Below are 24,861 nucleotides of genomic sequence, written 5' to 3'. Positions count from 1 at the left end.
CTACCCGTGTTCACTTCGCGTCCAACATGATCCGATCCAAACTCCCCGACGTCGGCACCACCATCTTTACCGTGATGAGCCGCCTTGCCATCGAGCACAAGGCCATCAACCTGGGCCAGGGCTTCCCTGACTTCGACCCGGACCCCGCGCTGTGCGCGCTGGTCACCAAGGCCATGGCTGACGGCCACAACCAGTATCCCTACATGCCCGGCGTCGCGCCATTGCGCGATGCCATCGCCTCCAAGACGCGCGAGCTCTACGGACACGCCTACGACCCCGAGACCGAGATCACGGTGACCAGCGGCGCCACCGAGGCCCTCATGGCGACGGTGCTGGCCGCCGTGGGCAGCGGCGACGAAGTGGTCGTGATCGAACCCTGCTACGACTCGTACCTGCCCGCGATACGCCTGGCGGGCGGCACCGCGGTGCCCGTGCCGCTGCGCGCGCCCACCGAAGCCGACCTGTACTACCGTATCGACTGGCAGCGCGTGCGCGACGCCATTACGTCCAAGACGCGCTTGCTGATGCTGAACTTTCCGCACAACCCGACAGGCGCCGTGCTCGACGACAGCGACCTGGATGCGCTTGAAGCCATTGTCCGCGACACGGGCGTGCTGCTGGTGTCGGACGAGGTCTACGAACATATCGTCTTCGATGGCAAGCCGCACGCCAGCGTGTCCCGCCGTCCCCTGCTGGCCGAGCATGCCTTCGTGATTTCGTCGTTTGGCAAGACGTATCACACCACCGGCTGGAAGATCGGCTACTGCTGCGCCCCCCGTCACCTGAGCGCAGAGCTGCGCAAGGTGCATCAATTCATGGTGTTCACGGTCCCGTCTCCGATGCAGTTCGCGCTGGCCGAATTCATGCGTGATCCCGCACCCTACCTGAATCTGCCGGCCTTCTACCAGGCCAAGCGCGACCGCCTGTCGCAAGGCCTGGCGCAGACACGCTTTCGGCCCTTGCCCAGTCCCGGCACCTTCTTCCTGCTGGCCGACTACAGCCAGATCTCGAAGCAGAACGAAGCCGACTTCGCGCGTGACCTGACCGTCAAGCATGGTGTGACGGTGATACCGGTGTCCGCGTTCTATCGTCAGCCCGATGCGCCCGAATCCAATCACCGCATCGTGCGCTTCTGCTTTGCAAAGAAGGATGCGACACTGGACGCCGCGCTGGAAAGGCTGAAGCAAGTTTGATCGCTTCGTATGTGAGTAAAAGCTCATATACGGAAACGGAAACTTCCACGGCAAACGCCGCATGAAAAACGGGGCGCCCAAAAGGCGCCCCGCGTGCGTTTGTCGGGACTGCGGCCAACGCCGGATTCGGCACCGATCAGCCCCAGCCCTGGCTCCGGCAATCAGACCTGACCGGTGGCCGCCCTTCTCGCCTTGCGCAGACGACGCAGGGCCTGAGGCACGATGACAACCGCCAATGCCGCCACCCACAGCGAAATCGACACGGGGCTGGAAAACAGCACTCGCACGTCGCCGTCCGTCATCGACAGCGCGCGGCGCAGGTTCTGTTCCATCATGTTGCCCAGCACCACGCCCAGCACCAGCGGCGCCATTGGCACGCCGAATTTGCGCAGGAAATAACCCAGCGTTCCGATGCCCGCCACCAGCAGCAGATCGAACGTTCCCGCATTGATCGCATAGACGCCGATATAGCTGATGCACAGAATGCCCGGCACCATCAGCCAACCCGGCACAGACAGCACCTTCGAGAACAACCGGACCAGAGGCACGTTCATCACGAAGAGCAGCACGTTCGCCACGAACAGCGAGGCGATCAAGCCCCAGACAAGCTCCGGCTTCGTGTCGAACAGCACCGGCCCCGGGGTGATGTTGTAGAGCGTCAGCGCCCCCATCATCACCGCGGTGGTGCCCGATCCGGGCACGCCCAGGGTCAGCATCGGGACGAACGAACCGATCGCGGAGGATGTCGCCGCGGCTTCCGGGGCGACCAGCCCGCGCAAGTCGCCCTTTCCGAACTTGGCCTCGGGATCCTTGGCTTCGATGATGCGCTTTTCCTGCGAGTAGGCCACGGCCGCCGCCACGCTGGCGCCCGCTCCCGGCAGCACGCCGACACCAAAGCCCACCAGCGCGCTGCGAAGCACGCTCCACCACGTGAACGCCAGCTCCTTCAGATTGAAAAGCTTGCGGCCGCTGGGCGTGACCTCGACGCTGTGGCCGGCGGCCACCTTCTCGAGCATTTCCAGCATCTCGCTGACTGCAAACAGCGCAATCACCACCACCACGAAGTCGATGCCGTCGGCCAGGTGCACGGATTCGAAGGTGTAGCGATAGACGCCCGAGTTCGCGTCCACGCCCACCACCGAGATGGACAACCCGATCATCGCGGCCAGCACGCCTTTGACGGGCTGCTTGCCCAGCAGGCTGGTCAGGCAGCAGAACGCGAAGATCATCAGGACAAAGTACTCGGCAGGACCGAAGGCCAGCGCCCATTTGGCCAGCAGCGGCGCGAGCAGGATGATGCCCACCACCGACACGATGGCGCCAAAGAACGCGGACCACGCCGACAGCGACAGGGCCACGTTCGCCAAGCCCTGGCGCGCCAGCGGATAGCCGTCCAGCGTCGTCATGATGGCGCTGGCCTCGCCCGGCACGTTCAGCAGAATCGCGGTGATGCGCCCGCCGTATTCCGCCCCCACGTAGACCGCCGCAAGCAGGATCAGCGCGGTTTCGGGAGGCAGGTTCATCGCGAATGCGATGGGGATCAGCATGGCGACGCCATTAACCGGCCCCAGGCCGGGCAGCACGCCCACCATGGTTCCGATGAACGAACCAATCGCCGCGACCAGAAGATTCGTCAGCGAAAAGGCGACCCCAAAGCCGATCGACAGATGATCGAGAATGCCGCTCATATCAGGTTCTCCAGCAGTCCGCCGGGCAGGACGACGTCCAGCACCTTGTCGAACAACACGAAAAAGAAAAGGCTCATGACGACGCCGCCGATGGCGCACTTGATCCAGCTGCCACCGAACAGCCGGCCCACGAAAACCGACATGAGCGAAGTCGCGATGACGAAGCCCAGCCACTGGAACAGAAATGCATACGCGGTCGCGCAAACCACCATCAGGGCGATGCGCGCATTGGCGCCCGCCGGGTTGGATTCGACGGCGCGTCCGCCCTTGTAGACGAGCCACAGTCCGCAAAGGCCGATGATCAAGGCCAGCAGCAGGGGAAAGGCGCGCGGGCCGACAGGCTCGTAGGCGAACGGCGCCTCGATGCTCCAGCCGGCGGCCGTCATGAAGACGGCCAGCGCCAGGGCGGCAATGCCCAGGATTCGATCATTCATGATCCAAGTTTCCGTGTTGGTCGGATCGCGCGGCGCAGGGGTCCCCGCAGGAGTCTCCTTGCGCCGGCAAAGCCGGCGGGAGACCCCCTGCGCGCGATCGGGAAATCAGCCGGACGGCTGGATTACTTTTTGATCAGGCCGAACGTATCGGCCAGTTCGCCGTACTGCTTGACCTGATTCTTCACGTAAGCGTCCAGCTCGGGTCCCGTCTTGTTGAACGGAAACAGGCCTTGTTGCTGGCGCAGCTTTTCGAACTCGGGCGTGGCCATGGTCTTGTTGAACGCGTCGACCCAGAACTGGTAATCGCTGTCCGACACCTTGGGACCGACGTAGAACCCGCGGATGATCGGCCAGACGATGTCATAGCCCTGTTCCTTGGCCGTGGGCACCGTGCCCAGCTTGCCCGGCAGCCGCTGATCGTTGAAGACGGCCAGCACGCGGATGGGCGCGCCGCCCTCCAGCATCGTGAACGCTTCGGCCGCGTCGCCCATGTAGGCCTGGATGTGGCCGCCACGCAGCGCCGTCACGGCCTCGCCGCCCCCTTCAAAGGCGACGAAGCGCATTTTCTTGAAGTCGACGCCAGCCGCCTTGGCGGTCAGGGCCGCCTTCATCCAGTCCTGGCTGCCCACCGTGCCGCCCGCGCCCAGCACGATCTTGGTCGGATCCTGCTTGAAAGCATCCATCAGGCTCTTCAGGTCCGTGTACGGCGAGTCGTTGCGCACGACGGCCACGCCGTAGTCGGTGCCAATGCCTGCCAGCCAGCGCACGTCATTGACGTTGTACTTGCCGAACTTGCCCTGGGCCAGGTTGAGCAGCGATCCGCCCGAGAACGCGACGATGGTGCCGGGTTCGTTGGGATGCTGGGCCACGATGTTGTTGTACGCCACCGCGCCAATGCCGCCGGGCATGTAGACGATACGCATGGCGCTCTTGAGCGCGCCGCTCTGCTTCAGGCCTTCGGTCGCGAGGCGGCAGGTCAGGTCGAAGCCGCCTCCCGGCTGGGCCGGTGCGATGCACTCCGGACGGCGGGGTTCATCGGCGGCATGCGCCGCGCCCAGGGACAGGGTGATGGCGCCGAGCGCCGCCATGGCTGCGATGCGCAGCTTCAGACTCGTCTGCATTGTTGCGTCTCCAGAATTTATAGGTCTAGGTATCGCTGGTAGCGGCGCTGCGGTGCGTAATTGCGTCGAGCGGCTCCAGTGGACGCAACCGTACAAAACCGAAGCTTTCCGCAAGCTTTCAATTCCGGCCGTTTTCGTGACGCGACGCAGCATCCGCACCCGGTTCCAGGGAAAACACCAATGCCGCGCGCAGCCCCGGATGCCCGGTCCGGTTCTCGAGCACCAGGCGCGCGCCCAGGATTTCGGCAATCGTACCCACGATGGCCAGCCCCAAGCCGGCGCCCGATGTGTTCTTGCCCGCCGCTCCCCGACGGAACCGGACGCAGGCCCGGGCGATGTCCTCGTCCGACATGCCGGGGCCATCGTCTTCGACCGCCAGCCGGACTTCGCCGGGGACCGATTCTATCCGGACGGTGACCACGCCCCCGGCGGCCGCGTAGCGGATGGCGTTGTCCACCAGGTTGCTGACCGCCTCCCGCAGCAGCCATTCCGCGCCATGGACCACCGTTGGCCCGCCGGCCGCTTCCAGGCCGATGTCCAGTTGCCGGGCGCGGGCATTGGGCAATTGGGTACGGATCACCCCGTCGGCCAGTTCGACGAGGTCGACCGGTTCGGGGCTGGATCCACCTTCGGCCAGGGAGGCGTCCTTGGCGCGCGCCAGGGCGAGCATCTGGTTGGTGGTGCGTACGGCCCTGTCCAACCCCTCCTGCATCGCCAGAAGGGCTGTACGGACCTCCTGGGGGTCTTCTTCCCGCAAGGCGTACGCCATCTGGGTCCGCAAAACCGACAACGGCGTGCGCAACTGGTGCGACGCGTCGTCCAGGAACTGGGCCTGGACCCTCCCCAACGCCGCAAAACGGGCCATGTGGAGGTTTATTGCCGCGACCAGGGGTAGGACCTCACCTGGCATGTCGGATGCGCTGACGGGGCTTAAATCGTCTGCAGAACGGCCTTTGACTTCCTGGCGCAGCCGCTCCAGGGGGCGCAGGGCCATGAAAACGCCCAGGATGATCACCAGGACGCTGATCAGGACCACGGCCAGGTCGCGCTCCACCGAGCGCACCAGCACCTTGTGAAGGAACGCCTGACGGCTTTCCAGGCCTTCGGCCACCTGGACCACGACCCGGCCCCCTTTGTTTGCGTACAAGGGGGGATCCATGGGCCGCGCCAGCGCCGCAACCCGTACAGGCTGCCCCTGGTAAGTCGCATAAAAGAACCTGGGCTCCCCGGAAACCAGGGGCTGCGCCGGCAGGGGCAGGTCGGGATGGCCGATTTCGGCCAGCCCGTCCTCGGTGGCTACCCGGTAGAAGACGTTGCCATTGGCCGTCAGCTCGAAAAATTCGAGCATCAGGTAGGGCTGCTCCATGGCTAATCCACCGCTGGCTGTGGATATGTTGTGGTCGATCGCGCGCAGCGCGCCGGCGAGGGATCGGTCATAGGCCATATCGACCTGGTTGCGCAGCTGGTGGTTGGACAGCCACAAGGCGCCCATCATCACGAAGACCAGCGTCGGAATGAGCCACCAGAGCAATTGGGTCTTCAGCGTTCGCGGACGCCTTTTCGCTGCGAAATCAACGCTTTTTTGCGGACTTCTAGTTGTCAACAAGGTTCTCCAGGCAGTACCCCATGCCTCGCATGGTCACGATCTGGACGCCAGTGTCCGCCAATTTTTTGCGCAGACGGTGAACCAGGACCTCGATCGCCTCAAGGTTGATGTCGGCATCGTCGGTCAGGATGCGATCCAGGATCTGCTGCTTGTTGATGGGTTCGCCGCTTTTCTGGATCAGTACTCGAAGTACCGCGTGTTCACGTGGGGATAACTGCAAAGGCTGTCCATTGACCGTGAATTTTTGCGCCGAGGTATCAAAAACCAGGTTTCCCAGGGCCAACCGTGGATGGTCACGGCCGCGGCTGCGGCGGATGAGCGCAATCAGGCGCGCTTCCAACTCTTCCACAACAAAGGGTTTCGGCAGGAAATCGTCCGCTCCCTCGTGAAGGGTTCCGATTCTTTCGGCCAGGGAATCGCGCGCGGTCAAGACCAGCACCGGCGTACGGTCGTCACGCGCGCGAATCTTCGCCAGCAAGGTATGGCCATCCATGCCGGGAAGTCCGAGATCCAGGATGACCGCGTCGAATTCTTCGATCGCGAGCCGCCGTTCGGCGACCAACCCGTCATCAGCCCACTCCACGACAAAGCCGGCATGTCTGGCCAGGCTTCTGGAAAGCCAACGAGCAAGTTCGGCTTCATCTTCGATCAAGAGGATACGCATGGACGCAGTCCGGGGGGCGGTGGATGGGCGGAATGGGAAAGCATGTTTGGCTTTTCCTTTATTTCTCTTTATATAAAGACTAATGATTAATAAGGGCTGTGGATAACTACCTTAACCTTGAAAACCTCTTTTTTTTCATCGCCTTGCGGCCGTTTTTGCCTGTGCAAGAACTCTGTGTGGGAAAAAAGCTGAAGTTGGACAAGATTTTGGACCTGGCCAGAAACCCCTGCTTGTTCAACTTGCCTCCACAACATGTGCACAAGCAGCCGCCTTAGGAGTTATCCACAGGGCCATTCTGCCAAACCGGAGACCAAAACGGCCCTTTTACCCTGGAAAACAGCCTGTAGCCCACCTCGATTTTTGCCTCGGCAAGGGGGCAAAACGGGCCGCTGGGGCGCTCTGGAAACCGGGGATTCGAGGGGAGACGAGCGCGGTTCCATGACAGGCGGCTGAACAAAAAGTGAGCAGGATCCGCCGTAGAATTCGGCCATGGAAAGAGCGTTGAAAATCCGCAAGCCGGCCTGGGCGCGGCGATTGAGAAGCGGCCTGTTGGCCGAGAATTTGACGGTCACGCTATGCGCGGCCGGGTTGATGGGCCTGCTGGGCGCCCTGGCGACCGTGGTGTTTCGCGAGGTGTTGAGCTGGGCCCAATTGCTGCTGGGCGGGGGAGAGATTCCACACGGGATGGTGTCGTTGGCCCGCGGACTGGATCCCTGGCAGCGGTTCCTGATGCCGGCAGTCGGGGGCGCAATCGCGGGCGTCGTCCTGCAGTCGGCCACCCGATGGCTGCCCAGGCGCGGCGCGGCCGACTACATGGAAGCGATTTCGATCGGCCGGGGCGTGATCGGCTTTCGCCAGACCGTTGCGCGCAGCCTGTCATCGATTTTTTCGATTGGTTCCGGCGCGTCCATCGGCCGCGAAGGCCCGATGGTGCAGCTGGCCGCCATGTGTTCGTCGCTGACGGGACGCTACCTGGTGCTGCCGCCCCGCCACCTGCGCCTGCTGGTCGCCTGCGGCGCGACCGCCGGCATCACCGCCGCCTATAACGCACCGATCGCAGGCGCGATCTTCATTTCGGAGATCGTCTATGGCGTCATTTCATCGGCCACCCTGGTTCCACTGGCCGTGGCGTCGGTGGTCGGCAACATCGTGACCCGCCAGGTGCTGCATTACGACGCCGTCTTCCACATGCCCCATTTTGAATTCGTGTCGGGCTGGGAAGTATTCAACTATCTGGGGCTCGGCGTGATTGCGGGTCTGGCGGCCCCGCAGTTTCTGCGTTTCCTGGACGTGTCGCGGGCAGCGTTCCGCCGCCTGCCGTTTCCGCTCTGGGGGCGGATGGCGGCGGGCGGACTGGTCGTCGGGGCCCTATCCGTGCTGAACCCGGCGGTCTGGGGCAATGGCTACAGCGTCGTGAACAGCATGCTGCATACGCAATGGGCCTGGCAGGCGGTGGCCGCCATCCTGTTGCTCAAGACGCTCGCCACCGCGGCGAGCGTGGGTTCGGGGGCGCTGGGCGGGGTGTTCACGCCGACGCTGTTTGTGGGCGCCGCGCTGGGCGCCTTGTACGGGACGGCGCTGCATGGCGTGTTTCCGGCAGGCAGCCTGTCGGCGGAGTCCAGTTATGCCATCGTCGGGATGGGGGCGCTGCTGGCGGCCACCACGCATGCGCCGTTGATGTCGGTCCTGATGATTTTCGAGATGACGCTGAGCTACGAGGTCATGCTGCCCCTGATGCTTGCGTGCATGACCGGCTTTGTCATCGCGCAGCGGATACGGCCGGAGTCGGTCTATGCGAAGTCTTTGGCGCGCAATCGGATTGCGTCGTACGCCGTTGCAAAACACCGCGGCGGGGATAAATACGAGTAAAAGCTCGTATTTTTATCTGCGCTTGATGTCTGGTTTGAATTGATGAAAAAGCTATTTCTTATAGGGGTTTTTGCATGAAAATTCGATTCAATCCGATCTGCGTGGCACGGTGGGTTTCTACATAACCGCGCCGGGTGTAGATAGCGATGTTTTCTGTCATCACTTCCTGCGTATACAAACGGATGCGCGAAAAGCCACCATCCCGCGCGGCCGCTTCAGCCCATTCCAGCAGCGCGCGGCCATAGCCCATGCCTTGCGCACAGGGTGACACGGCGATGTTGTCCAGCAGCAGGCTGCCGGCGTCCGGTTCCGGTATCAGCACGATCAGGCCTTGTACGCGGCCGGCCGCTACCAGCACATGGACCACGCCCTGCGCCACGCGCGCCGGATAATCATCCAGCATGGGGCCAGGCGTGGCGCCATTGCGGGCGATGTAATGGGTGTACGCCGCCTGGATGATGCGTTCGATGGCGGGCACGTCGTCGGACGTCGCCGGGCGGATGCGACAGGGATTGGAATTTGTGGGCACGGCGATGCGCCTGGGTTGATTTCCGATGCAGCAGGGCTGAGTGAATTTACCGGCTCGTTCCTGTCATTGGCTTAGCGGAAATGGGTGTAAATGGGTCTGCAAATGGAAGAAGGACTAGAAGAACGCCTTATTGGGTGTAAATGGGCGTATTATTGGTTGCATGATTCGCTCTGACGCTCTCCAGATTACCCCCGAAATCCTCGGACTGGTCGCAGGGATCGACGAGTTCAAAGGCGCTTGGCGCGCCTTGGGAACACTCGCGCCTGACCGGCTGTCGGCATTGCGGCGGGTTGCCACCATCGAGAGCATCGGGTCTTCGACACGGATCGAGGGCAGCAGATTGTCGGACCGTGAAGTCGAACGACTACTTTCCAACTTGCAGATTGGGTCGTTCGAGACCCGCGACGAACAGGAAGTGGCTGGCTATGCCGACGTCATGGAATTGGTGTTCTCGTCTTGGCAAGACATCACACTGACCGAGAACCACATCCGGCAACTCCATCGCGATCTGCTGACCCACAGCGACAAGGACGCCTGGCATCGCGGCAATTACAAAACCACGACTAACAGCGTCGCGGCATTCGATCAGGATGGCAAGCCATTGGGCGTGGTGTTTGAGACTGCGACGCCTTTTGATACACCGCGGCTGATGGCTGAGCTCGTGGCTTGGTTCGACGAGGAGCGCAGCGCTGGGCGTCTGCATCCCCTGCTGTTGATCGGCATCTGGGTGGTGGTCTTCCTGGAAATCCATCCCTTTCAGGACGGTAACGGCCGCCTGAGTCGGGTGTTGACCACGTTGTTGCTGCTGCAGGCCGGTTATGCCTACGTGCCCTATAGCTCACTGGAAAGTGTGATCGAGCAGAACAAGGAGGCTTACTATCTGGCGCTGCGCCAGACACAAGGCAGCATCCGCACCGAAGCGCCGAACTGGCAGCCTTGGCTGGTGTTCTTCCTGCGTGCCCTATCCCAGCAAGTCCGTCGGCTGGAACGCAAAGTCGAGCGCGAGAAACTCGTGCTGGGCAAGCTTCCCGATTTGGCATTGCAGATCGTGGATTTCACGCGCGAGCATGGCAGGATCACGATGGCGCAAGCCATGCGCCTGACGGGCAGCAATCGCAACACGCTCAAACAGCACTTCCGTGCGCTGGTGGAACGGGGACACCTGGCGCAGCAGGGCGGCGGGCGTGGTACCTGGTACGAATTGAGCTAGTGGTGGGAAACTGGGGTGAGTGGCGTCGGCACCGCCTTCACTTCCCAATACAGAAGCGGAATTTTCTGCCGCAGGTTGTTGATTTTCAATGATTTTATTGAAAACAATCAACGCGCTTGGACCTATTCTTGGACCCAAAAACCAAGCGTGTCCCTTGGAAGCGGTGGATGGACCTCCTTGGACGCTCCCGACTCTTCCGTTATCGGTGCGACGCATCAGCGGACGACCCGATCAGAGGCAGCGAACTCGGCCATCGACGTTCAGTAACGTCCAACGCACTGCAGCGGACCTATTTTCCCACCTCCTGATCCGGAACACCAAGGATGTTGTGCCCTGCTTCAGCTCGAAAAAACGGGAAGCGCGCAGTTCGGATTGATGGCTGCGACAGCGGGAATATCAGGGTGAGATGACGGCTTCTTTGGCCAGTTGGCCAATACCGATAGGAGCCCTCACCATGTCACACCAAGCTTCAGACATCATCACCCCGAAAGCCCTGCTGCTCGATGAGCGGCTGACGCCGCTGGAACGCAACGCCTGGCTGACCTTCCGTTCGCTGGCCAACACTGACGGCACCGTGGTCCTCAGCTACGACGCGCTGCGCCAGTACCTGCCCAGCGCACCTGGCAGCAAGCGGGCGGCCCTTGAAACCGTGTCCAGGGCCGTGCTGTGCCTGCGGCTGTCCACGTGGATTGCGCTGGTCGAGTACCGCCGCAATCCGATGACCGGCTTCTCGATGGCCAGCCGCTACGCAGTGCGCAACCAGCCACTTGCGTTCGACGAAGCTTGCCTGGAGGACGAGGACTACCTGCCCCTGCTGGAACGGGCGCTCGGTCATGCCAGTGAGACGATTCGTCAACTGGCGCAATCCATTTTTGATGAGGCCGTGCGTCATCCGGACCGGTTGGCTAAGCTGCCTGCAACGATGCAGGAGCGGATCAAGCACTTGCAGCACTGTGACGATGACCATGATCCGGACGGTCCTGGTGATCCGACTCCGCCCGATTCTCGCGTGCCCGAAGCCAGCAGCGACATTCCGAAACCCGTACCGGCGTCTGCGACAGCAGTACGTACTGTACAAAAAGAAGTATTAAAAGAAGTACATACGTACTGCTCACCAACCGAAGTGCAGGCATCACGGTCGGATGTGCCCATCCGCTTTCGGCAGCTACCGCCGGACCAGCAGCAGATCCTCGCCGCGCGTCTCAGGAGTTTGCCTCCGGAGCAACGCTTGGCGGTGCTGGCCGAGTGGAATGTACGTTGCGAATCAGGTGGCGTGCGCAACGCCATCGCTTACCTCTACGGGCTGATCAAGAAGGCCGTGGAAGGTGTATTCAAGCTCTGGGCGGCACGCAAACAGGCTCCGCTGCAGACCGCACCCGCACGGGTCGTCAGCAATAGCCCACATGGCTCATCGGCTGTCTCTTCATCGCCACCCAGCAGCCCGCCTGCATCATCTGGGATCAGCGAGATCGGGCGGTGGCACCTGCAACAGCTCCGGCAGAAGCTGAACCTGCCACCCCGGCCCATCGGGATCGGGCAGGTCATTGCGAGCATGGCTGACAGCGGGTTGCTGCCAACGCCCCCCAAAAACATGCCCTCTGCTGCAACGCTCGGACCACTGGGCGCAACATGAAGGCGATGGGGCCGTCACTGTCTACCGCAGTGACGGCCCGGCAAACTGCAGCAGGAATGCGGGTTGGCGCAGCATCGCATTGATGGCTGCGCACATGACGATGCCCCGGCACACTGGTCCTGCAATGACCTGCCGGTGGGTATGAACACCGGAACCCAGGCGCAGGTTCCTGCAAGCGCCGACCCGGTTCACCGGACGGAACCAACCCAGGCACACCCAGGCTCGCTCTGTGTGCCGCCCTACCCATGGGCAGAGCTTTTCTCATCCTCGGCGTGGTTCGTCCCGCCATCGTCGCAACACACATCCCCGTTCCGGGCGCTCGTCGCTGCTCGCTTGAGCTTGCGCGGCCCGTCGACACCTTTTCCACACTGCACCACAGGAGGTACCCATCCCAGCACATTGCGTTGTCGTCTCTTGCCATTCCTCCGCCTGGCCTTCCCGCAGGAAGCAAGGCGGACGCCTCATTCGAGGCCACAGGTGAACTGAGCGCCTGGCCCTTGCCCTTCGGGGATCTCGCCTTGGCGAGTTGGCAAAAACACTGACCCTTGTATCTCAGACTCAATAACCGATGGAGAGATGCTCCAATGGACGACCTGACCTATACCCTGCGTCAGCTTTGCCTGCGTAACCGCGACGGCAGCCACGCCACCCAGGCAGATCGGCAACGGTCGCTGAGCCTGGCCGCCCGTCAACTACGCGAAGCAGGTTTCCGCCAGATGCGGGCCATCTCGCTCAAGGGCAAGCATGTCGAAGCTCTGTTGCAGCGTTGGCAAGCCGAAGGTCTGTCGGCTGGCACGATCAAGAACCGCATGGCGCATCTGCGCTGGTGGGCAGAGAAGATTGGCAAGGCGGGCATCCTGCCAGCGGACAACACCAAGCTAGGCATCCCTGAGTGCCGCTATGTGACTAACGAGAGCAAGGCCAAGGAACTGGGCGACGGACTGGGCAGGATCACCGATCCACACGTTCGCATGAGCCTGCGCCTGCAAGCGGCCTTCGGCCTGCGCCGCGAGGAATCCATCAAGTTCCAGCCCCGCTATGCCGATCGTAGCGATCACATCGCCATCAAAGGGTCATGGGCCAAGGGTGGGCGGGACCGGACGGTGCCGATCATGACACCGGAACAGCGTGCGGTCCTGAACGAAGCTCACCGGCTGTCAGGCTCTGGCTCGCTAATTCCAGCTCACAAGACCTACATCCAGCAGCGGCATGTCTACGATGGGCAATGCAAGGCAGCGGGTCTCAGAAACATGCACGGACTGCGGCATCGGTACGCACAGATGCGGTATGAGGCGCTTACGGGGTGGAAGGCACCTGCGGCGGGCGGACCAACTGCAGGCCAGTTGGCTCCAACTGAGCGCCATAGAGACAAATATGCACGTCTCATGATCAGCCAAGAGCTGGGCCATGATCGATTGGCGATCGTGGCCGTCTACCTCGGCTGAAGATCATGGCAAATCCTGCAAAACCAGGCTAAATCCAGTAAAATTGGCTCTTGTACAAATTGCTGCGAATCCATTGCCATGACCGACCGCTGGCTGAGCGTTGAAGAAATCACCGAACACCTGGGGGTCAGCAAGGACACTGTCTATGCCTGGATCGCTAAGCGCAACATGCCCGCTCACAAAGTGGGCAGACTCTGGAAATTCCAGAGGACGGAAGTCGATGACTGGGTGAAGGCCGGCGGAGCCAGCGACAGTGACGATGCCCGGCAGGAGCGCGATGATGGCTGAGCGCTACCGTCTATCTTTCACCACTGGCGGCCTGTTCCTGCTCGAAGCCCCGGCGATTGCCGAGCACTACCTGACCACACAGGACTGGGAGCAAACACGTTCGCATGTGCGTAGCGGGAACGTATTGCAAGTCAGGACGGCTGCCGCGTCCACCCGCATCAGCAAAGAGTTGATCGCGCGTCTTGAACTACTCGACTTTGAAGAGCTGGAAGTCCTGATCGACTCCAACTTGCGGGATCGAGCCTATCTGCTCTGGGTCGCTGCCTGCCGACGCTACGCCTTTGTCCGTGACTTTGCCAGGGAAGTGCTGCGCGAGAATTTTCTCGTTCTGCGACGGCAGTTGAGCGCGGCCGACTACGAGGCTTTCGTCAGCGCCAAAGCACTCTGGCATGACGAACTGGACGAATTGGCACCGTCCACCCAACGCAAGCTTCGGCAGAACTTGTTCCGCATGTTGCGCGAGGCTGAATTGCTCTCCGAGCAATTGCTGATCCAGCCAACGGTACTGACCCCGCAGCTCGCCCTGCTGCTGGCTCGGCGGGGTGTCGATGAGCTTCTGGTGTTCCCAGCAAGCGACCAAGAGATCAAGAGGTGGCTGAAATGAGCCAGAAGATCAGCCAACAGCCGCTGGCAAAACGCTTCGACCATTTGCGCGAGGTCATTGCCAGTTCTCGATTCCTGCAGATGCGGGGGTTGAACAACGACCTGCCCTTTTACATCTGCGAGTTCAAGGCATCAGAGGCCTTCGAGATCCAGCGCATGCGCCGCCAGTTGGTCAACACATTGGCAGGCCTGCAAGTGGAATGCCTGCAGGGCCGGGGCGTCAAGGTGCTGGAGATCAACCTCTACGACCTGACCATCGACATGCTCAAGGCGCGCGAAGGCAGCAGTGAGGGCAGCAATCTGTGGGATGAGATTCTCGCTGCCGAGCCGGAGGTCGAGAAAGAAGCCTTGCAAGAGCTGTTGCAAAACGTCCTGGACATCAAGGGGCATCTGATCCCGGAGATCGGCGAGCGGCTGGCGCAAAGTGACTACGACGTGCTGTTCCTCAGCGGGGTTGGTGAAGTGTTCCCCTATATCCGCTCGCACAACGTGCTGAACAACCTGCAGAGCACCGCCAAGGACAAGCCCACCGTGATGTTCTTTCCGGGAGAGTACCGCCACTCGCTGGAACAGGGGGCATCCCTGGAGTTATTCGGGCTGCTGCACGACGACAAGTACTACCGCGCATTCAATATTTCCGACATCCAGGCGTGAGGGAGCACCCTATGGAACTCAAAGGCATTTTCAAGCGCCCGGTCAGCCGTCCGATCGAAGGCGTCATCAAGGCAGACGATGAGGCCAGCCTGCACACGGAGCTCAGCGAGTACGTGCTGACCGACGAAGTCGCCAAGCGCCTTGAGCAATTCCTGGAAGCCTATACCGACTATCAGGTCGCCAACGGCGTGTGGGTGTCGGGCTTCTTCGGCTCGGGCAAGTCGCATTTGTTGAAGATGCTGGCCCTGCTGCTGGAAAACAGGGAAGTCGACGGCAGTACTGCGCTGGATGTTTTCTTGCCCAAGATCCATCCCGACGACGAGCTGCTGCGCGCCAAGCTGAAGCAGGCCGTTGCCATCCCATCCAAGAGCATTCTGTTCAACATTGACCAGAAGGCCGACATCATCAGCAAGACACAGGTCGACGCGCTGCTGTCGGTATTCGTCAAGGTGTTCAATGAAACCTGCGGCTACTACGGCAAGCAGGGCTATATCGCGCAGTTTGAGCGCGACCTGGACGGGCGCGGCCAGTTTCAGGCCTTCAAGGCAACCTACCAGGCCCTGGCCAACAAACCGTGGGAACGGGGCCGAGAACAAGCCCTGCTTGAATCGAGCAACATCGCCAAGGCTTACGCCGAGGTCACCGGCGAAGACGCCGCGCATGCCAAGGGCATCCTGGACAAATACCGCAGCCAGTACAGTGTGTCCATCGAAGATTTCGGCAATCAGGTCAAAGCCTGGCTGGACCAGCAACCGGCCAACTTCCGTCTGAACTTCTTCGTTGACGAAGTCGGGCAGTACATCGCCGACAACACCAAGCTCATGACCAACCTGCAGACAGTGGCCGAAAGCTTGGCCACCAAATGCCAGGGCCGCGCCTGGATCATCGTTACCGCCCAGGAGGACATGACCGACGTGCTGGGCGACATGAGCAAGCAGCAAAGCAACGACTTTTCCAAGATCCAGGCCCGCTTTGCTAACCGGCTCAAACTCACCAGTGCCGATGTGGCCGAGGTGATCCAGAAGCGCTTGCTGGCTAAAAACGATGACGGTCGCCAGTTGCTGCAGGGCGTGTATGCGCAGCAGGTCAACAACTTCAAGACCCTGTTCGAGTTTGCCGATGGCGGCCAGCGCTATCAGAACTTCCGCGATGAAGAGCACTTCATCTACGCCTATCCCTTCGTTCCCTACCAATTTCCGTTGTTCCAGGCCGCCATTCGCGGGCTGTCGCTGCACAACGGCTTCGAAGGCAAGGCCAACTCGGTCGGCGAGCGCTCCATGCTTGGGGTGTTTCGCGATGTCGCCATGGCAATCGAGAGCGAATCGGTCGGTCAGTTGGCCACTTTCGACCGCATGTTCGAAGGCATCCGCAGTGCACTGAAAGGCGGCATCCAGAGCGCCATCAACGTGGCCGAACGTAACCTCAACGATGAATACGCCGTGCGCGTGCTCAAGGCGCTGTTCCTGGTCAAGTACGTCAAGGAGTTCAAAGCCACACCACGCAACCTGAGCGTGCTGATGCTGGAGCGCTTTGGCGAGGACATTCCCGCCCAGCACAAGAAGCTCGAAGCGGCGCTCAATCTGCTGGAGCAGCAGACCTACATTCAGCGCAATGGTGATGTCTATGAATACCTGACCGACGAAGAAAAAGACGTCGAACAGGAAATCAAGAACACCGACATCGAAAACGCCGATCTGGCCAAGGAGCTTGAAAAGCTGCTGTTCGACGGTGTCATCAAACAACGCAAGATCCGCTACGGCACCGGTCAGGACTACCCCTACACCCGCAAGCTCGACGATCGGGTGCTCAGCCGCGAGCACGAACTGGCCATCCATGTCATCTCGCCGCTGACCGATGGCTTTGACGATTCCGAAGGATTCCTCACGCAGCAGCGCATGCAAAGCATGGGGCGCGATGAGTTGCGGGTGGTCCTGCCGGCCGATGTGCGCTTTATGCAAGACCTGGCCATGCATAAACGCACCGAGAAATACATCCGCCAGAACAGCAATACCCAGCAAGAAACCGTCAAACGTATTCTCGATGCCAAGGGTTCCCAGAACACCGAGCGCCTGAACGATCTACAGGTTCGCGCGCGTGCACTGCTGGGCAAGGCCAGGCTTATCATCAACGCGTCAGACGTGGACGTTGGTGGCGAAGATGGCCAGACCCGCGTGCTCAAGGGATTCGAGCAACTGGTGCAGACCGCCTACCCCAACCTGCGCATGTTGCGCGACGACGTGGTGTTTGCCGAAGCCGATATCGGCAAACACCTGCGCATGGCTAAGGACGGCTTGCTGGCCAACGACGCCGCCAGTCTGACCGAGCCGGAGCAGGAGCTGTTGGCCTTCATCCAGAGCAATGCCCGTGGCGGCGTGCGCACTACGGTCAAGAGCTTGCTTGAGCGCTTCGAGCGGAAGAACTACGGCTGGTATCACGCCGCCATCCTGTGCAACCTGGCCCTGCTGTGCGCACGCGGCAAGGTCGAGGTTCGGCAGGACAGCAATCCGCTTGAAGACGATGCGCTGGAGCGCGGCTTGCTCAATACCCATGCCCATCCCTCGCTGGTGCTGGAGCCGCAGATCGAGTTCAGCGCCTCGCAGGTGCGCACGCTCAAGGAGTTCTACGCCGAGTTCTTCGACCAGCCCGCCGCCGGCAACGAAGCCCGGGCACTGGCCCGTGAAACCGTCGATGCGCTGAAAACGCTGGAAACCGAATTGAGCGCCCTGCACGGGCAAAAAGCGCAATACCCCTTCCTGAGCGCATTGGCGCCGGTGCTGACCACCTTGAAGGACATAGCCAGCAAAAACCCGAACTGGTTCCTGACGGATCTGGCCCGGGCTGAAGATGCACTGCTGGACACCAAGGAAAACACCATCGACCCGCTGCGGCGCTTCATGTACAGCCCGCAGAAGGCCATCTTCGACCAGGCGCGTCAGTTGGTTGCCGAGCAGGAAGACAACTTCGCCTACGTAGGCGCTGCCGAAGTCGAGGCGGTGCGTGCCCTGCTTACCGACAGCCGTCCCTGGCAAGGCAACCGCCTGCAACAGCTCAAGCCGCAGTTGGACGCCCTGCAGCACGCCATTGAGCAGCATCTCGCGCAGGAAAAGGGACAAGCCAATGATCGCCTTGTGGAGCTGGAACAGCGCCTGCAAGACGCGACGGAATTTGGCCAACTGAACCCGACTGACCGCAAGCGGCTCATTCAGCCCTTCGGCGACGCTCGGCAAAGCATCCAGGCCCACAAGCGCATCGCCATGATCCGCGATCAGTTGCGCCGATTTGAAGACGAGGACTACCCTCGGCTCCTGCTGCAACTGGAACAACTTGCCCGGCCTGCACCGCCCGATCCTGCGCCACATCCCGTATCACCTGGCCCCGGTGGTGCGACGCCTCCATCCACGCCAACCCCTGAGCCCAAGCTGGTAGCCGCACGCACCATCAAGGTCAGCTATGCCAAGCCGTGGCTGGCGTCGGAGGCCGAGCTGGACGACTACCTGCGAAAGCAGCGTGAAGCCTGGCTGAAGGAAATCCAGGCCGGCAATCGGGTACAGATCTGAGGCAAAGGGAGACAGCAACATGGCCAATGAAGTCACCCAGCGCATGCAAAACCATCTCGATGCATTGGCGCAGGGGATCCCCGGTGAAAACATCGAGTTCTGGTACGCCCGCGACCTGCAGGAACCCCTCGGCTATGCCCGCTGGGAGAACTTCATGACCGCCATTCGGCGGGCTATGGAGGCTTGTGAATCAACGGGTTACAGCGTGGACGACCATTTTCGTGGCGTCACGAAAATGGTCCCTCTTGGCAGCGGTGCCGAGCGCCCGGTCGACGATTTCATGCTCACCCGCTACGCCTGCTACCTCGTGGCGATGAACGGCGACCCCCGCAAGGAAGCCATCGCGTTCGCCCAGAGTTACTTCGCCACCCAGACCCGCAAGCAGGAACTGATCGAGGAACGCATGCGTCTGCAGGCTCGCCTGGATGCACGCGACCGCCTGCGCGAATCGGAAAAAGCCCTGTCCCAGAACATCTATGAACGGGGCGTGGACGACGCTGGCTTCGGTCGCATTCGCTCCAGGGGCGATACCGCCCTGTTCGGCGGCAACAGCACTCAGGAGATGAAAGACCGTCTGGGAGTTGCCCCGGCCCGGCCGCTGGCGGACTTCCTGCCAACCCTCACCATCGCGGCCAAGAACCTGGCCACGGAGATGACCAACCACAATGTGCAACAGGCGAATCTGCACGGCGAAACCCGCATCACCGACGAACACGTGCAGAACAACCTCAGCGTGCGCGGCATGCTCGGGCAGCGCGGCATCCAACCGGAGCACCTGCCGGCGGAAGAGGACATCAAGAAGCTGGAGCGACGGGTGAAGTCTGACGAAAAGAAACTCGAAAAACGCTCGGGCAAGCTGCCGGGTAAGAAGGCCGATTGATGGACACCAGCAAACTCAAGAAATTCGCCCAGTTTGCCCGCCGCACGCTGCGTGAGCAGGTCAGCGCCAAGTTGACCCTAGTGCTGTCGCTCAACAGCGCGGCCCGGCGCGAAAGCCCGCAAGCTGTGAAGAAGTTGGAAGAAGCTATTGCGCAAAGCGGTGGCCAGGATCCGGTCATCGAGCGCGTGGCCTACACATGGTTCAACCGCTTCTGCGCCCTGCGTTTCATGGATGTGAACCGCTACACGCGCATTGGCGTGGTGTCGCCCGCCGAAGGCCAGTTCCAGCCGGAGATTCTGCTCGAAGCCAAGATGGGCCATATCGACGAAGACATGGTGCCACCCAAGGCGCGGCAGAAAATCGCCGATCTGCTGGCAGGCCGCGCCCCCAGCCATGACGGCCAGGGCGAGGCCTACCGCCTGCTGGTGGTCGCCGCCTGCAATGCCTGGCATCAGGCCATGCCCTTCCTGTTTCAGCGCATCGACGATTACACCGAGCTGCTGATGCCTGACGACCTGCTCTCGGGCAACGCCATCCTGGCCTACACCCGCGAGGCCATGACGCCCGATGCCTGCGAAAGCGTGGAAGTCATCGGTTGGCTGTACCAGTTCTACATCTCAGAAAAGAAGGACGCCGTCTTCGAAGGGCTGAAGAAGAACCAGAAGATCACACCGGAAAACATTCCCGCTGCCACCCAGCTGTTCACCCCGCACTGGATCGTGCGCTATCTGGTGGAAAACTCGCTGGGCCGACTGTGGCTGCTCAATCGCCCCGCATCCAAGCTTGCCGGGCAGATGGCCTACTACATCCCGCCGGAAAAGCCCGAGACCGATTTCCTCAAGATCAACAGCCCGCAGGACATCAAGGTGTGCGATCCGGCCTGTGGCTCCGGTCACATGCTCACTTACGCCTTCGACCTGCTCTATGCCATGTACGAAGAGGAAGGTTTCGATCCGGCTCAGATCCCGGAGCTCATCCTCACCCACAACCTGTACGGCATCGAGTTGGACGAGCGCGCTGGTGAACTGGCGGCCTTCGCGCTGAGCATGAAAGCCCGCACCCGCCAGCGCCGCTTCTTCAACAAACGGGTCAAGCCCAATATCTGCGTGCTGGAGAACGTCAGCTTTAGCAGCGAAGAGCTGGATGAGTACATGGATGCCGTGGGCCGTGACCTGTTCACCCGCGAGCTGCGTAGCACCTTGGAGCAGTTTGGCGAGGCCGACAACTTCGGATCATTGATCCAGCCCAAGCTGACCAGCGTGACCGACACATTGGTCACGCTGGAAGCAAAGGACATGGGCGGGAGCCTGTTCCTGGCCGAAACCCACCGCAAGGTACTGGCGGTGCTGCGCATGGCTGATTACCTGAGTCCGCGTTATCACGTGGTCGTTGCCAACCCACCGTACATGGGTGGCAAGGGCATGAATGGACGTTTGGGGGCTTGGGCAAAGGCGAACTACCCGAACAGCAAGTCCGACCTGTTTGCGATGTTCATCGAACGCAACCTGGACATGGCCTTGTCCGGTGGTGCGGTGGCGATGATTACCATGCAGAGTTGGATGTTCCTGTCGTCGTTCGAGGCACTGCGTAGTCGCATCCTCAATCAGCACACCATTCTTTCCATGGCACACCTGGGGGCGCGGGCCTTCGATAGCATTGGCGGCGAAGTCGTTTCCACCACGGCCTTTGTGCTGGAGAACGCACACAAGCCGGACTATCGAGGCGCGTATCTGCGACTGGTGGATGGCAACTCGGAAGCGGAGAAGATGGAAATGCTGACCAAGGCTATCGAACAAGGCAGGGTGAAATGATCAGCAAGCTGCACCTCAAAAATTTCATCGCCTTCACCGACCTGAGCATTGACTTCTCGCGAGGCATCAACATCGTCATCGGCGAAAACGGTACGGGCAAGACTCAGTTGCTCAAAGCCATACTGGCCCTGAATGGCGCGGAAGCCCATGGCGCACAGGCCGATGAGCAACTGGCCCGCAAGCTGTGCCGCCTCTACCACCCGCTCAGCGGGCAGGTAGGCGGGCTGCGCCGCGCTGGGACAAGAGGGAAGTCAGTTCTCAAAGGCACCTTTGCATCAGGGCAAGTGATCACAGCAAAGTTCTATGGCAAGGACACCGCAGCCAAGGTCACCGCTACCAGCGGTGATGTGCCGGCACCCGCCATCTTCATTCCGACCAAAGAGGTGTTGTCACTGGTGCGCGGCCTTACGGCTGAGCAGCCAGACCTGCCCACCATCGAACGCATCTTTGACGACGGCTATCTGGATCTGGCCAAACAGTTGGCCAAAGAAGGCACATCCGACCAAGACGCTAAAGTTCAACTCAATCCACGCTTTTCCAGCATCGTGCCTGGCCTGACCAATCTGATTGACGGGCAATACCTGCTGGAAAACGGCCGCTTCGTCTTCGAGGCTGGCCGCTACGTGGAGAAGGATCCTGCCACGCGCAGCAAAGCCCAGCACGCGCAGATGTACCAGGACAGCACCGAATGGAAATTCGTGCCAAGCAGCAAACAGCACCTGTCCAGCGGCATGACGGCCGAGGGATTCCGCAAAATTGGCGTGCTTCAGCGCCTCCTCAGCAATGGCAGTCTTAACCCCGGCAGCACTGGTCCACTGCTGTGGGATGAGCCCGAATCCAACCTCAATCCCAAGCTGATGAAGGATCTGGTGCAGGTGTTGTTGGAACTGGCCCGAAACGGCCAGCAGATCATCCTTGCTACCCATGACTATGTGCTGCTCAAGTGGTTTGACCTGTTGATGGACAAGGGCAAAGAGGATCAAGTGAGATTCTTCAGCCTTTATCGCGATTCATCAACAAGAAACGTAAAAATATCGACGACTGACGATTATCTTCACATTGCTCCCAACCCCATTGATGACGCTTTTGGCTATCTCATCAATCAAGAAATCGAGAATGACATGGGGGGGCTTGGGAAATGAAAGTCGTTGTTGCCGATGGCTTCGAATTTCGCTTTTCTGATGCGATAGATGCCTATGTATTCGATGAGAGGGATAGCAGCAAGCCAACATTCCACGGCGCACCGATGAAGGGTGTCGATATCGTCGCAGAATTCGATGCAGCGTATGTTTACGTCGAAATAAAGGACTATGACGATCCGTCTGCGTATGACGTGGTGAAGGCCACGAATAATGATGAACGCCAGGCGCGCCAGGATAGTTTTAAGTGGCTTAAAGGCTACCTGAAATACAAATTCAGGGATTCGCATCTTTACCGTTATGCGGAGGGGAAAGTCGATAAGCCGGTCCATTACGTCTGCTTTCTGACATTCGACAATGCCCTAAATAGCAGGATGCTCAATGAGCTAAAGCGCGAGCTGCCCGTCGGGAAGAAACCTAGGCGCTGGACTCAAGCGCTGGCGAAAAGTTGTCAAGTGGTGAATCTGGAAAAATGGAACGAAGTATTCCCAAGGTGGCCTGCAAGTCGCGTCATGCCAGCCGCACCTATACCAGCGGAAGCGGAACATGCTTAATTACATCGGTGGTTTGTCCAGGGGTAGTTGGATGCGCGATGCGATGAGCATCAAGGGTGGCGTTACCGACTATTGCGTGATCGGCCAGATCTACGTTCGGGCGCTGTGCCAGTTCCAGAGTAACCACCGCTCGCCGGACAAGTCATTTAGGCCGGTGCCGGATGGATTTGAGATTGATGTTGGCTGCAAGGTGTTGCCGGCGGGAGAAGCAGAATGAGTGAGAATGAAAACATCAGCCGCAACCCGGGAATTGAGAGATATTTTTTTCGAGCCTCCACAACAGATTTTAATAAAATCCCCGGGAGTCCAATAACCTATTCATTAGGGGTAAATATCAGAAACTCATTTTCTCAAGGAGAATTGATATCTCGTAGAATAAGTTTTCGCTCTGGACTTCTCACTGGTGATAACGATAGGTTTCAACGATACTGGCACGAGATTGGCAATCAAAAATTCGCGAAGCCCCAAGACTCATTCGTCAAAAGTGGGGGGAAGTGGTTCCCATGCCATAGCGGCGGGACTTTTAGGAAGTGGTACGGAAACCATGAAGTAGTCGTTAACTGGGAAAATGATGGCTCAGAAATAAAGGAATTTAAGGATGCCGGTGGCAGATTAAAATCACGCCCTCAAAACACACAATTTTATTTCAGGGAAGGTTTAACTTACCCAAAAATCAGCTCTGGGCTATTTAATGCTCGATATCGACCAAAGGGATTTGTATTTGACGACACTGGGCGATCCGCTTTTGGAAAGACACGCCAAGAAGAGAGGGTGGCGCTTTCTTTTTTGTGCTCAAAGGTTGCAACCAACCTGCTGGAAGTTTTGTGCCCCACGCTAAGTTTTAATACTTACGAGCTTGAGAAATTGCCATTTGATTATTCGAAATTCATCAATTCCAAATTCCCAACGGAGGACTTGATAAAGCACTCTAAGTTGGATTGGGATTCCTACGAAACTTCCTGGGACTTCACCACTCTCCCTCTGCTACACCCCGACCACTGCCAACCCACGCTCAAGGCCCGCTACCAGAAGCTGCGCACCCGCTGGCGCGAGATGTCGCAGGAAATGCAGCGCCTGGAGGAAGAGAACAACCGCATCTTCATCGACGCCTACGGCCTGCAGGACGAGCTGACGCCCGAAGTGCCGCTGGAAGAGATCACGCTCACCTGCAACCCGTACTACCGCTATGGCGGCGACAAGAGCGAGGAAGAGCTGGAAGCCCTGCTGCTGGCCGACACCATGCGCGAGCTGGTGAGCTATGCCGTGGGCTGCATGGTCGGTCGCTACAGCCTGGACAAGCCGGGGCTGATTCTGGCCAACCAAGGTGAGGCGCTGGCCGACTATCTGGCGCAGGTGCCTGACCCCAGCTTCCCGGTGGATGACGACAACGTGGTCCCGATGCTGGATGGCGACTGGTTTGCCGATGACATCACCTTGCGCGTGCGCCAGTTCCTGCGCGTGGCGTTTGGCAATCCGCATTACGAAGACAATCTGGCCTTCATCGAGCAGGCGCTGAATGTGAAGGGCAAGCGCAACTACAGCCTGCGCGACTACCTGTTGGGCGAGTTCTATGCCGATCATTTGAAGCGTTATAAGAAGCGCCCGATCTACTGGCTGTTCTCCAGCCCCAAGGGCAGCTTCAACGCACTGATCTACATGCATCGCTATCGCTCGGACACCGTGAGCGTGGTGTTGCGTTATCTGCAGGACTACCGTGAAAAGCTCACTTCTGAACGCAATCGTCAGACCGCCATCAGCATCAACCCCGACAGCAGCCAGGGCGACAAGACCCGCGCCCTGAAGGAAGCTGACCGCCTGGGCAAGGTGTTGGCCGAGCTGGAGGATTACGAGCGCGACGTGCTGTACCCGCTGGCCACCGAGCAGGTGCAGATCGACTTGGATGATGGGGTGAAGGTGAATTACCTGAAGTTCGGTACCGCGTTGAAGAAGATTCCGGGGCTGGCGGCCAAGGACGAGGACTGA

21 protein-coding genes are annotated in these 24,861 nt (G+C 60.2%); 15 read left to right on the top strand and 6 right to left on the bottom strand.

What is annotated here, in order from left to right; translation table 11 throughout:
- The first annotated feature begins 26 nt into the window (after window positions 1–26).
- A complete protein-coding gene (locus BXA00_RS09510) occupies window positions 27–1,193 on the top strand; it encodes a pyridoxal phosphate-dependent aminotransferase (RefSeq protein ID WP_076518300.1) in 1,167 nt (388 codons plus the stop codon).
- A gap of 161 nt (window positions 1,194–1,354) precedes the next feature.
- On the opposite strand, the gene BXA00_RS09505 is transcribed toward BXA00_RS09510, so the two are convergent.
- From BXA00_RS09505 to BXA00_RS09485, 5 genes are all read right to left on the bottom strand, one after another.
- Window positions 1,355–2,881: a tripartite tricarboxylate transporter permease gene (locus tag BXA00_RS09505; protein WP_076518299.1), complete on the bottom strand. Its 1,527-nt coding sequence runs from the start codon at window positions 2,879–2,881 to the stop codon at window positions 1,355–1,357.
- Complete coding sequence (locus BXA00_RS09500; protein ID WP_076518298.1) at window positions 2,878–3,315, bottom strand: tripartite tricarboxylate transporter TctB family protein; 438 nt, start codon at window positions 3,313–3,315, stop codon at window positions 2,878–2,880. Before BXA00_RS09500 ends, BXA00_RS09505 begins: the two co-directional genes overlap by 4 nt.
- Before the next feature lie 122 nt (window positions 3,316–3,437).
- Window positions 3,438–4,403 (bottom strand): tripartite tricarboxylate transporter substrate binding protein, encoded by a 966-nt coding sequence (locus tag BXA00_RS09495; RefSeq protein WP_231952270.1) that lies wholly within the window; start codon window positions 4,401–4,403, stop codon window positions 3,438–3,440.
- 151 nt (window positions 4,404–4,554) lie between these two features.
- A complete protein-coding gene (locus BXA00_RS09490) occupies window positions 4,555–6,039 on the bottom strand; it encodes a sensor histidine kinase (RefSeq protein WP_369825603.1) in 1,485 nt (494 codons plus the stop codon).
- The gene (locus tag BXA00_RS09485) at window positions 6,029–6,706 is read right to left on the bottom strand and encodes a response regulator (RefSeq protein ID WP_076518296.1); all 678 of its coding nucleotides are present in this window, start codon (window positions 6,704–6,706) and stop codon (window positions 6,029–6,031) included. Before BXA00_RS09485 ends, BXA00_RS09490 begins: the two co-directional genes overlap by 11 nt.
- A 489-nt stretch (window positions 6,707–7,195) precedes the next feature.
- Here BXA00_RS09485 and BXA00_RS09480 point away from each other — a divergent pair, with 489 nt between their 5' ends.
- Entirely contained in the window at window positions 7,196–8,575 is a 1,380-nt protein-coding gene (locus tag BXA00_RS09480) for a ClcB-like voltage-gated chloride channel protein (RefSeq protein ID WP_076518295.1), read from the top strand.
- 58 nt (window positions 8,576–8,633) lie between these two features.
- On the opposite strand, the gene BXA00_RS09475 is transcribed toward BXA00_RS09480, so the two are convergent.
- On the bottom strand, window positions 8,634–9,053 hold the full coding sequence (locus BXA00_RS09475) for an N-acetyltransferase (protein WP_083714420.1): 420 nt from the start codon (window positions 9,051–9,053) through the stop codon (window positions 8,634–8,636).
- 211 nt (window positions 9,054–9,264) lie between these two features.
- Between BXA00_RS09475 and BXA00_RS09470 the strand changes: the two genes are divergently transcribed.
- From BXA00_RS09470 to pglX (BXA00_RS28820), 13 genes are all read left to right on the top strand, one after another.
- Window positions 9,265–10,314, top strand: coding sequence for a Fic family protein (locus BXA00_RS09470; protein WP_076518294.1), 1,050 nt, complete (start codon window positions 9,265–9,267; stop codon window positions 10,312–10,314).
- A 454-nt stretch (window positions 10,315–10,768) separates the two neighbouring features.
- Window positions 10,769–11,947 carry an STY4528 family pathogenicity island replication protein gene (locus BXA00_RS09465; protein ID WP_076518293.1) on the top strand — a complete coding sequence of 393 codons (1,179 nt, stop codon included), beginning with the start codon at window positions 10,769–10,771 and terminating at the stop codon, window positions 11,945–11,947.
- 584 nt (window positions 11,948–12,531) lie between these two features.
- Window positions 12,532–13,392 carry a phage integrase N-terminal domain-containing protein gene (locus BXA00_RS09460; protein WP_076518292.1) on the top strand — a complete coding sequence of 287 codons (861 nt, stop codon included), beginning with the start codon at window positions 12,532–12,534 and terminating at the stop codon, window positions 13,390–13,392.
- A gap of 78 nt (window positions 13,393–13,470) precedes the next feature.
- The gene (locus tag BXA00_RS09455; protein WP_076518291.1) at window positions 13,471–13,680 is read left to right on the top strand and encodes a helix-turn-helix domain-containing protein; all 210 of its coding nucleotides are present in this window, start codon (window positions 13,471–13,473) and stop codon (window positions 13,678–13,680) included.
- On the top strand, window positions 13,673–14,284 hold the full coding sequence (locus tag BXA00_RS09450) for a DUF1819 family protein (protein WP_083714227.1): 612 nt from the start codon (window positions 13,673–13,675) through the stop codon (window positions 14,282–14,284). Before BXA00_RS09455 ends, BXA00_RS09450 begins: the two co-directional genes overlap by 8 nt.
- Entirely contained in the window at window positions 14,281–14,937 is a 657-nt protein-coding gene (locus BXA00_RS09445) for a DUF1788 domain-containing protein (RefSeq protein ID WP_076518289.1), read from the top strand. Before BXA00_RS09450 ends, BXA00_RS09445 begins: the two co-directional genes overlap by 4 nt.
- Window positions 14,938–14,948: 11 nt before the next feature.
- A complete protein-coding gene (gene brxC, locus BXA00_RS09440) occupies window positions 14,949–18,494 on the top strand; it encodes a BREX system P-loop protein BrxC (RefSeq protein WP_076518288.1) in 3,546 nt (1,181 codons plus the stop codon).
- Window positions 18,495–18,513: 19 nt separating this feature from the next.
- On the top strand, window positions 18,514–19,374 hold the full coding sequence (gene dinD / locus BXA00_RS09435) for a DNA damage-inducible protein D (protein WP_076518287.1): 861 nt from the start codon (window positions 18,514–18,516) through the stop codon (window positions 19,372–19,374).
- The gene (gene pglX, locus BXA00_RS09430) at window positions 19,374–21,185 is read left to right on the top strand and encodes a BREX-1 system adenine-specific DNA-methyltransferase PglX (protein WP_076518286.1); all 1,812 of its coding nucleotides are present in this window, start codon (window positions 19,374–19,376) and stop codon (window positions 21,183–21,185) included. Before dinD ends, pglX (BXA00_RS09430) begins: the two co-directional genes overlap by 1 nt.
- A complete protein-coding gene (locus BXA00_RS09425; RefSeq protein ID WP_076518285.1) occupies window positions 21,182–22,327 on the top strand; it encodes an ATP/GTP-binding protein in 1,146 nt (381 codons plus the stop codon). The genes pglX (BXA00_RS09430) and BXA00_RS09425 overlap by 4 nt, the downstream gene beginning before the upstream one ends.
- The gene (locus tag BXA00_RS09420) at window positions 22,324–22,878 is read left to right on the top strand and encodes a hypothetical protein (protein WP_076518284.1); all 555 of its coding nucleotides are present in this window, start codon (window positions 22,324–22,326) and stop codon (window positions 22,876–22,878) included. The genes BXA00_RS09425 and BXA00_RS09420 overlap by 4 nt, the downstream gene beginning before the upstream one ends.
- A complete protein-coding gene (locus BXA00_RS09415) occupies window positions 22,871–23,095 on the top strand; it encodes a hypothetical protein (protein WP_076518282.1) in 225 nt (74 codons plus the stop codon). Before BXA00_RS09420 ends, BXA00_RS09415 begins: the two co-directional genes overlap by 8 nt.
- Window positions 23,092–24,861: a BREX-1 system adenine-specific DNA-methyltransferase PglX gene (gene pglX / locus BXA00_RS28820; protein ID WP_156902779.1), complete on the top strand. Its 1,770-nt coding sequence runs from the start codon at window positions 23,092–23,094 to the stop codon at window positions 24,859–24,861. Before BXA00_RS09415 ends, pglX (BXA00_RS28820) begins: the two co-directional genes overlap by 4 nt.

This window comes from Achromobacter sp. MFA1 R4 (assembly GCF_900156745.1).
GTDB lineage: Bacteria > Pseudomonadota > Gammaproteobacteria > Burkholderiales > Burkholderiaceae_B > Achromobacter.
Note: the sequence above shows the minus strand (reverse complement) of the source record. Positions and strands in the feature narration are given on the sequence as shown.

Bases quoted from the DNA above. Each gene is read 5' to 3' on its own strand.
- BXA00_RS09415 (WP_076518282.1), top strand. From the start codon at position 22,871: ATGCTTAATTACATCGGTGGTTTGTCCAGGGGTAGTTGGATGCGCGAT.
- BXA00_RS09485 (WP_076518296.1), bottom strand. From the start codon at position 6,706: ATGCGTATCCTCTTGATCGAAGATGAAGCCGAACTTGCTCGTTGGCTT.
- BXA00_RS09510 (WP_076518300.1), top strand. From the start codon at position 27: ATGATCCGATCCAAACTCCCCGACGTCGGCACCACCATCTTTACCGTG.
- pglX (WP_156902779.1), top strand. From the start codon at position 23,092: ATGAGTGAGAATGAAAACATCAGCCGCAACCCGGGAATTGAGAGATAT.
- BXA00_RS09460 (WP_076518292.1), top strand. From the start codon at position 12,532: ATGGACGACCTGACCTATACCCTGCGTCAGCTTTGCCTGCGTAACCGC.
- BXA00_RS09495 (WP_231952270.1), bottom strand. From the start codon at position 4,403: ATGGCGGCGCTCGGCGCCATCACCCTGTCCCTGGGCGCGGCGCATGCC.
- BXA00_RS09445 (WP_076518289.1), top strand. From the start codon at position 14,281: ATGAGCCAGAAGATCAGCCAACAGCCGCTGGCAAAACGCTTCGACCAT.
- BXA00_RS09505 (WP_076518299.1), bottom strand. From the start codon at position 2,881: ATGAGCGGCATTCTCGATCATCTGTCGATCGGCTTTGGGGTCGCCTTT.
- brxC (WP_076518288.1), top strand. From the start codon at position 14,949: ATGGAACTCAAAGGCATTTTCAAGCGCCCGGTCAGCCGTCCGATCGAA.
- BXA00_RS09420 (WP_076518284.1), top strand. From the start codon at position 22,324: ATGAAAGTCGTTGTTGCCGATGGCTTCGAATTTCGCTTTTCTGATGCG.
- BXA00_RS09450 (WP_083714227.1), top strand. From the start codon at position 13,673: ATGGCTGAGCGCTACCGTCTATCTTTCACCACTGGCGGCCTGTTCCTG.
- BXA00_RS09470 (WP_076518294.1), top strand. From the start codon at position 9,265: ATGATTCGCTCTGACGCTCTCCAGATTACCCCCGAAATCCTCGGACTG.
- BXA00_RS09500 (WP_076518298.1), bottom strand. From the start codon at position 3,315: ATGAATGATCGAATCCTGGGCATTGCCGCCCTGGCGCTGGCCGTCTTC.
- pglX (WP_076518286.1), top strand. From the start codon at position 19,374: ATGGACACCAGCAAACTCAAGAAATTCGCCCAGTTTGCCCGCCGCACG.
- dinD (WP_076518287.1), top strand. From the start codon at position 18,514: ATGGCCAATGAAGTCACCCAGCGCATGCAAAACCATCTCGATGCATTG.
- BXA00_RS09480 (WP_076518295.1), top strand. From the start codon at position 7,196: ATGGAAAGAGCGTTGAAAATCCGCAAGCCGGCCTGGGCGCGGCGATTG.
- BXA00_RS09425 (WP_076518285.1), top strand. From the start codon at position 21,182: ATGATCAGCAAGCTGCACCTCAAAAATTTCATCGCCTTCACCGACCTG.
- BXA00_RS09465 (WP_076518293.1), top strand. From the start codon at position 10,769: ATGTCACACCAAGCTTCAGACATCATCACCCCGAAAGCCCTGCTGCTC.
- BXA00_RS09455 (WP_076518291.1), top strand. From the start codon at position 13,471: ATGACCGACCGCTGGCTGAGCGTTGAAGAAATCACCGAACACCTGGGG.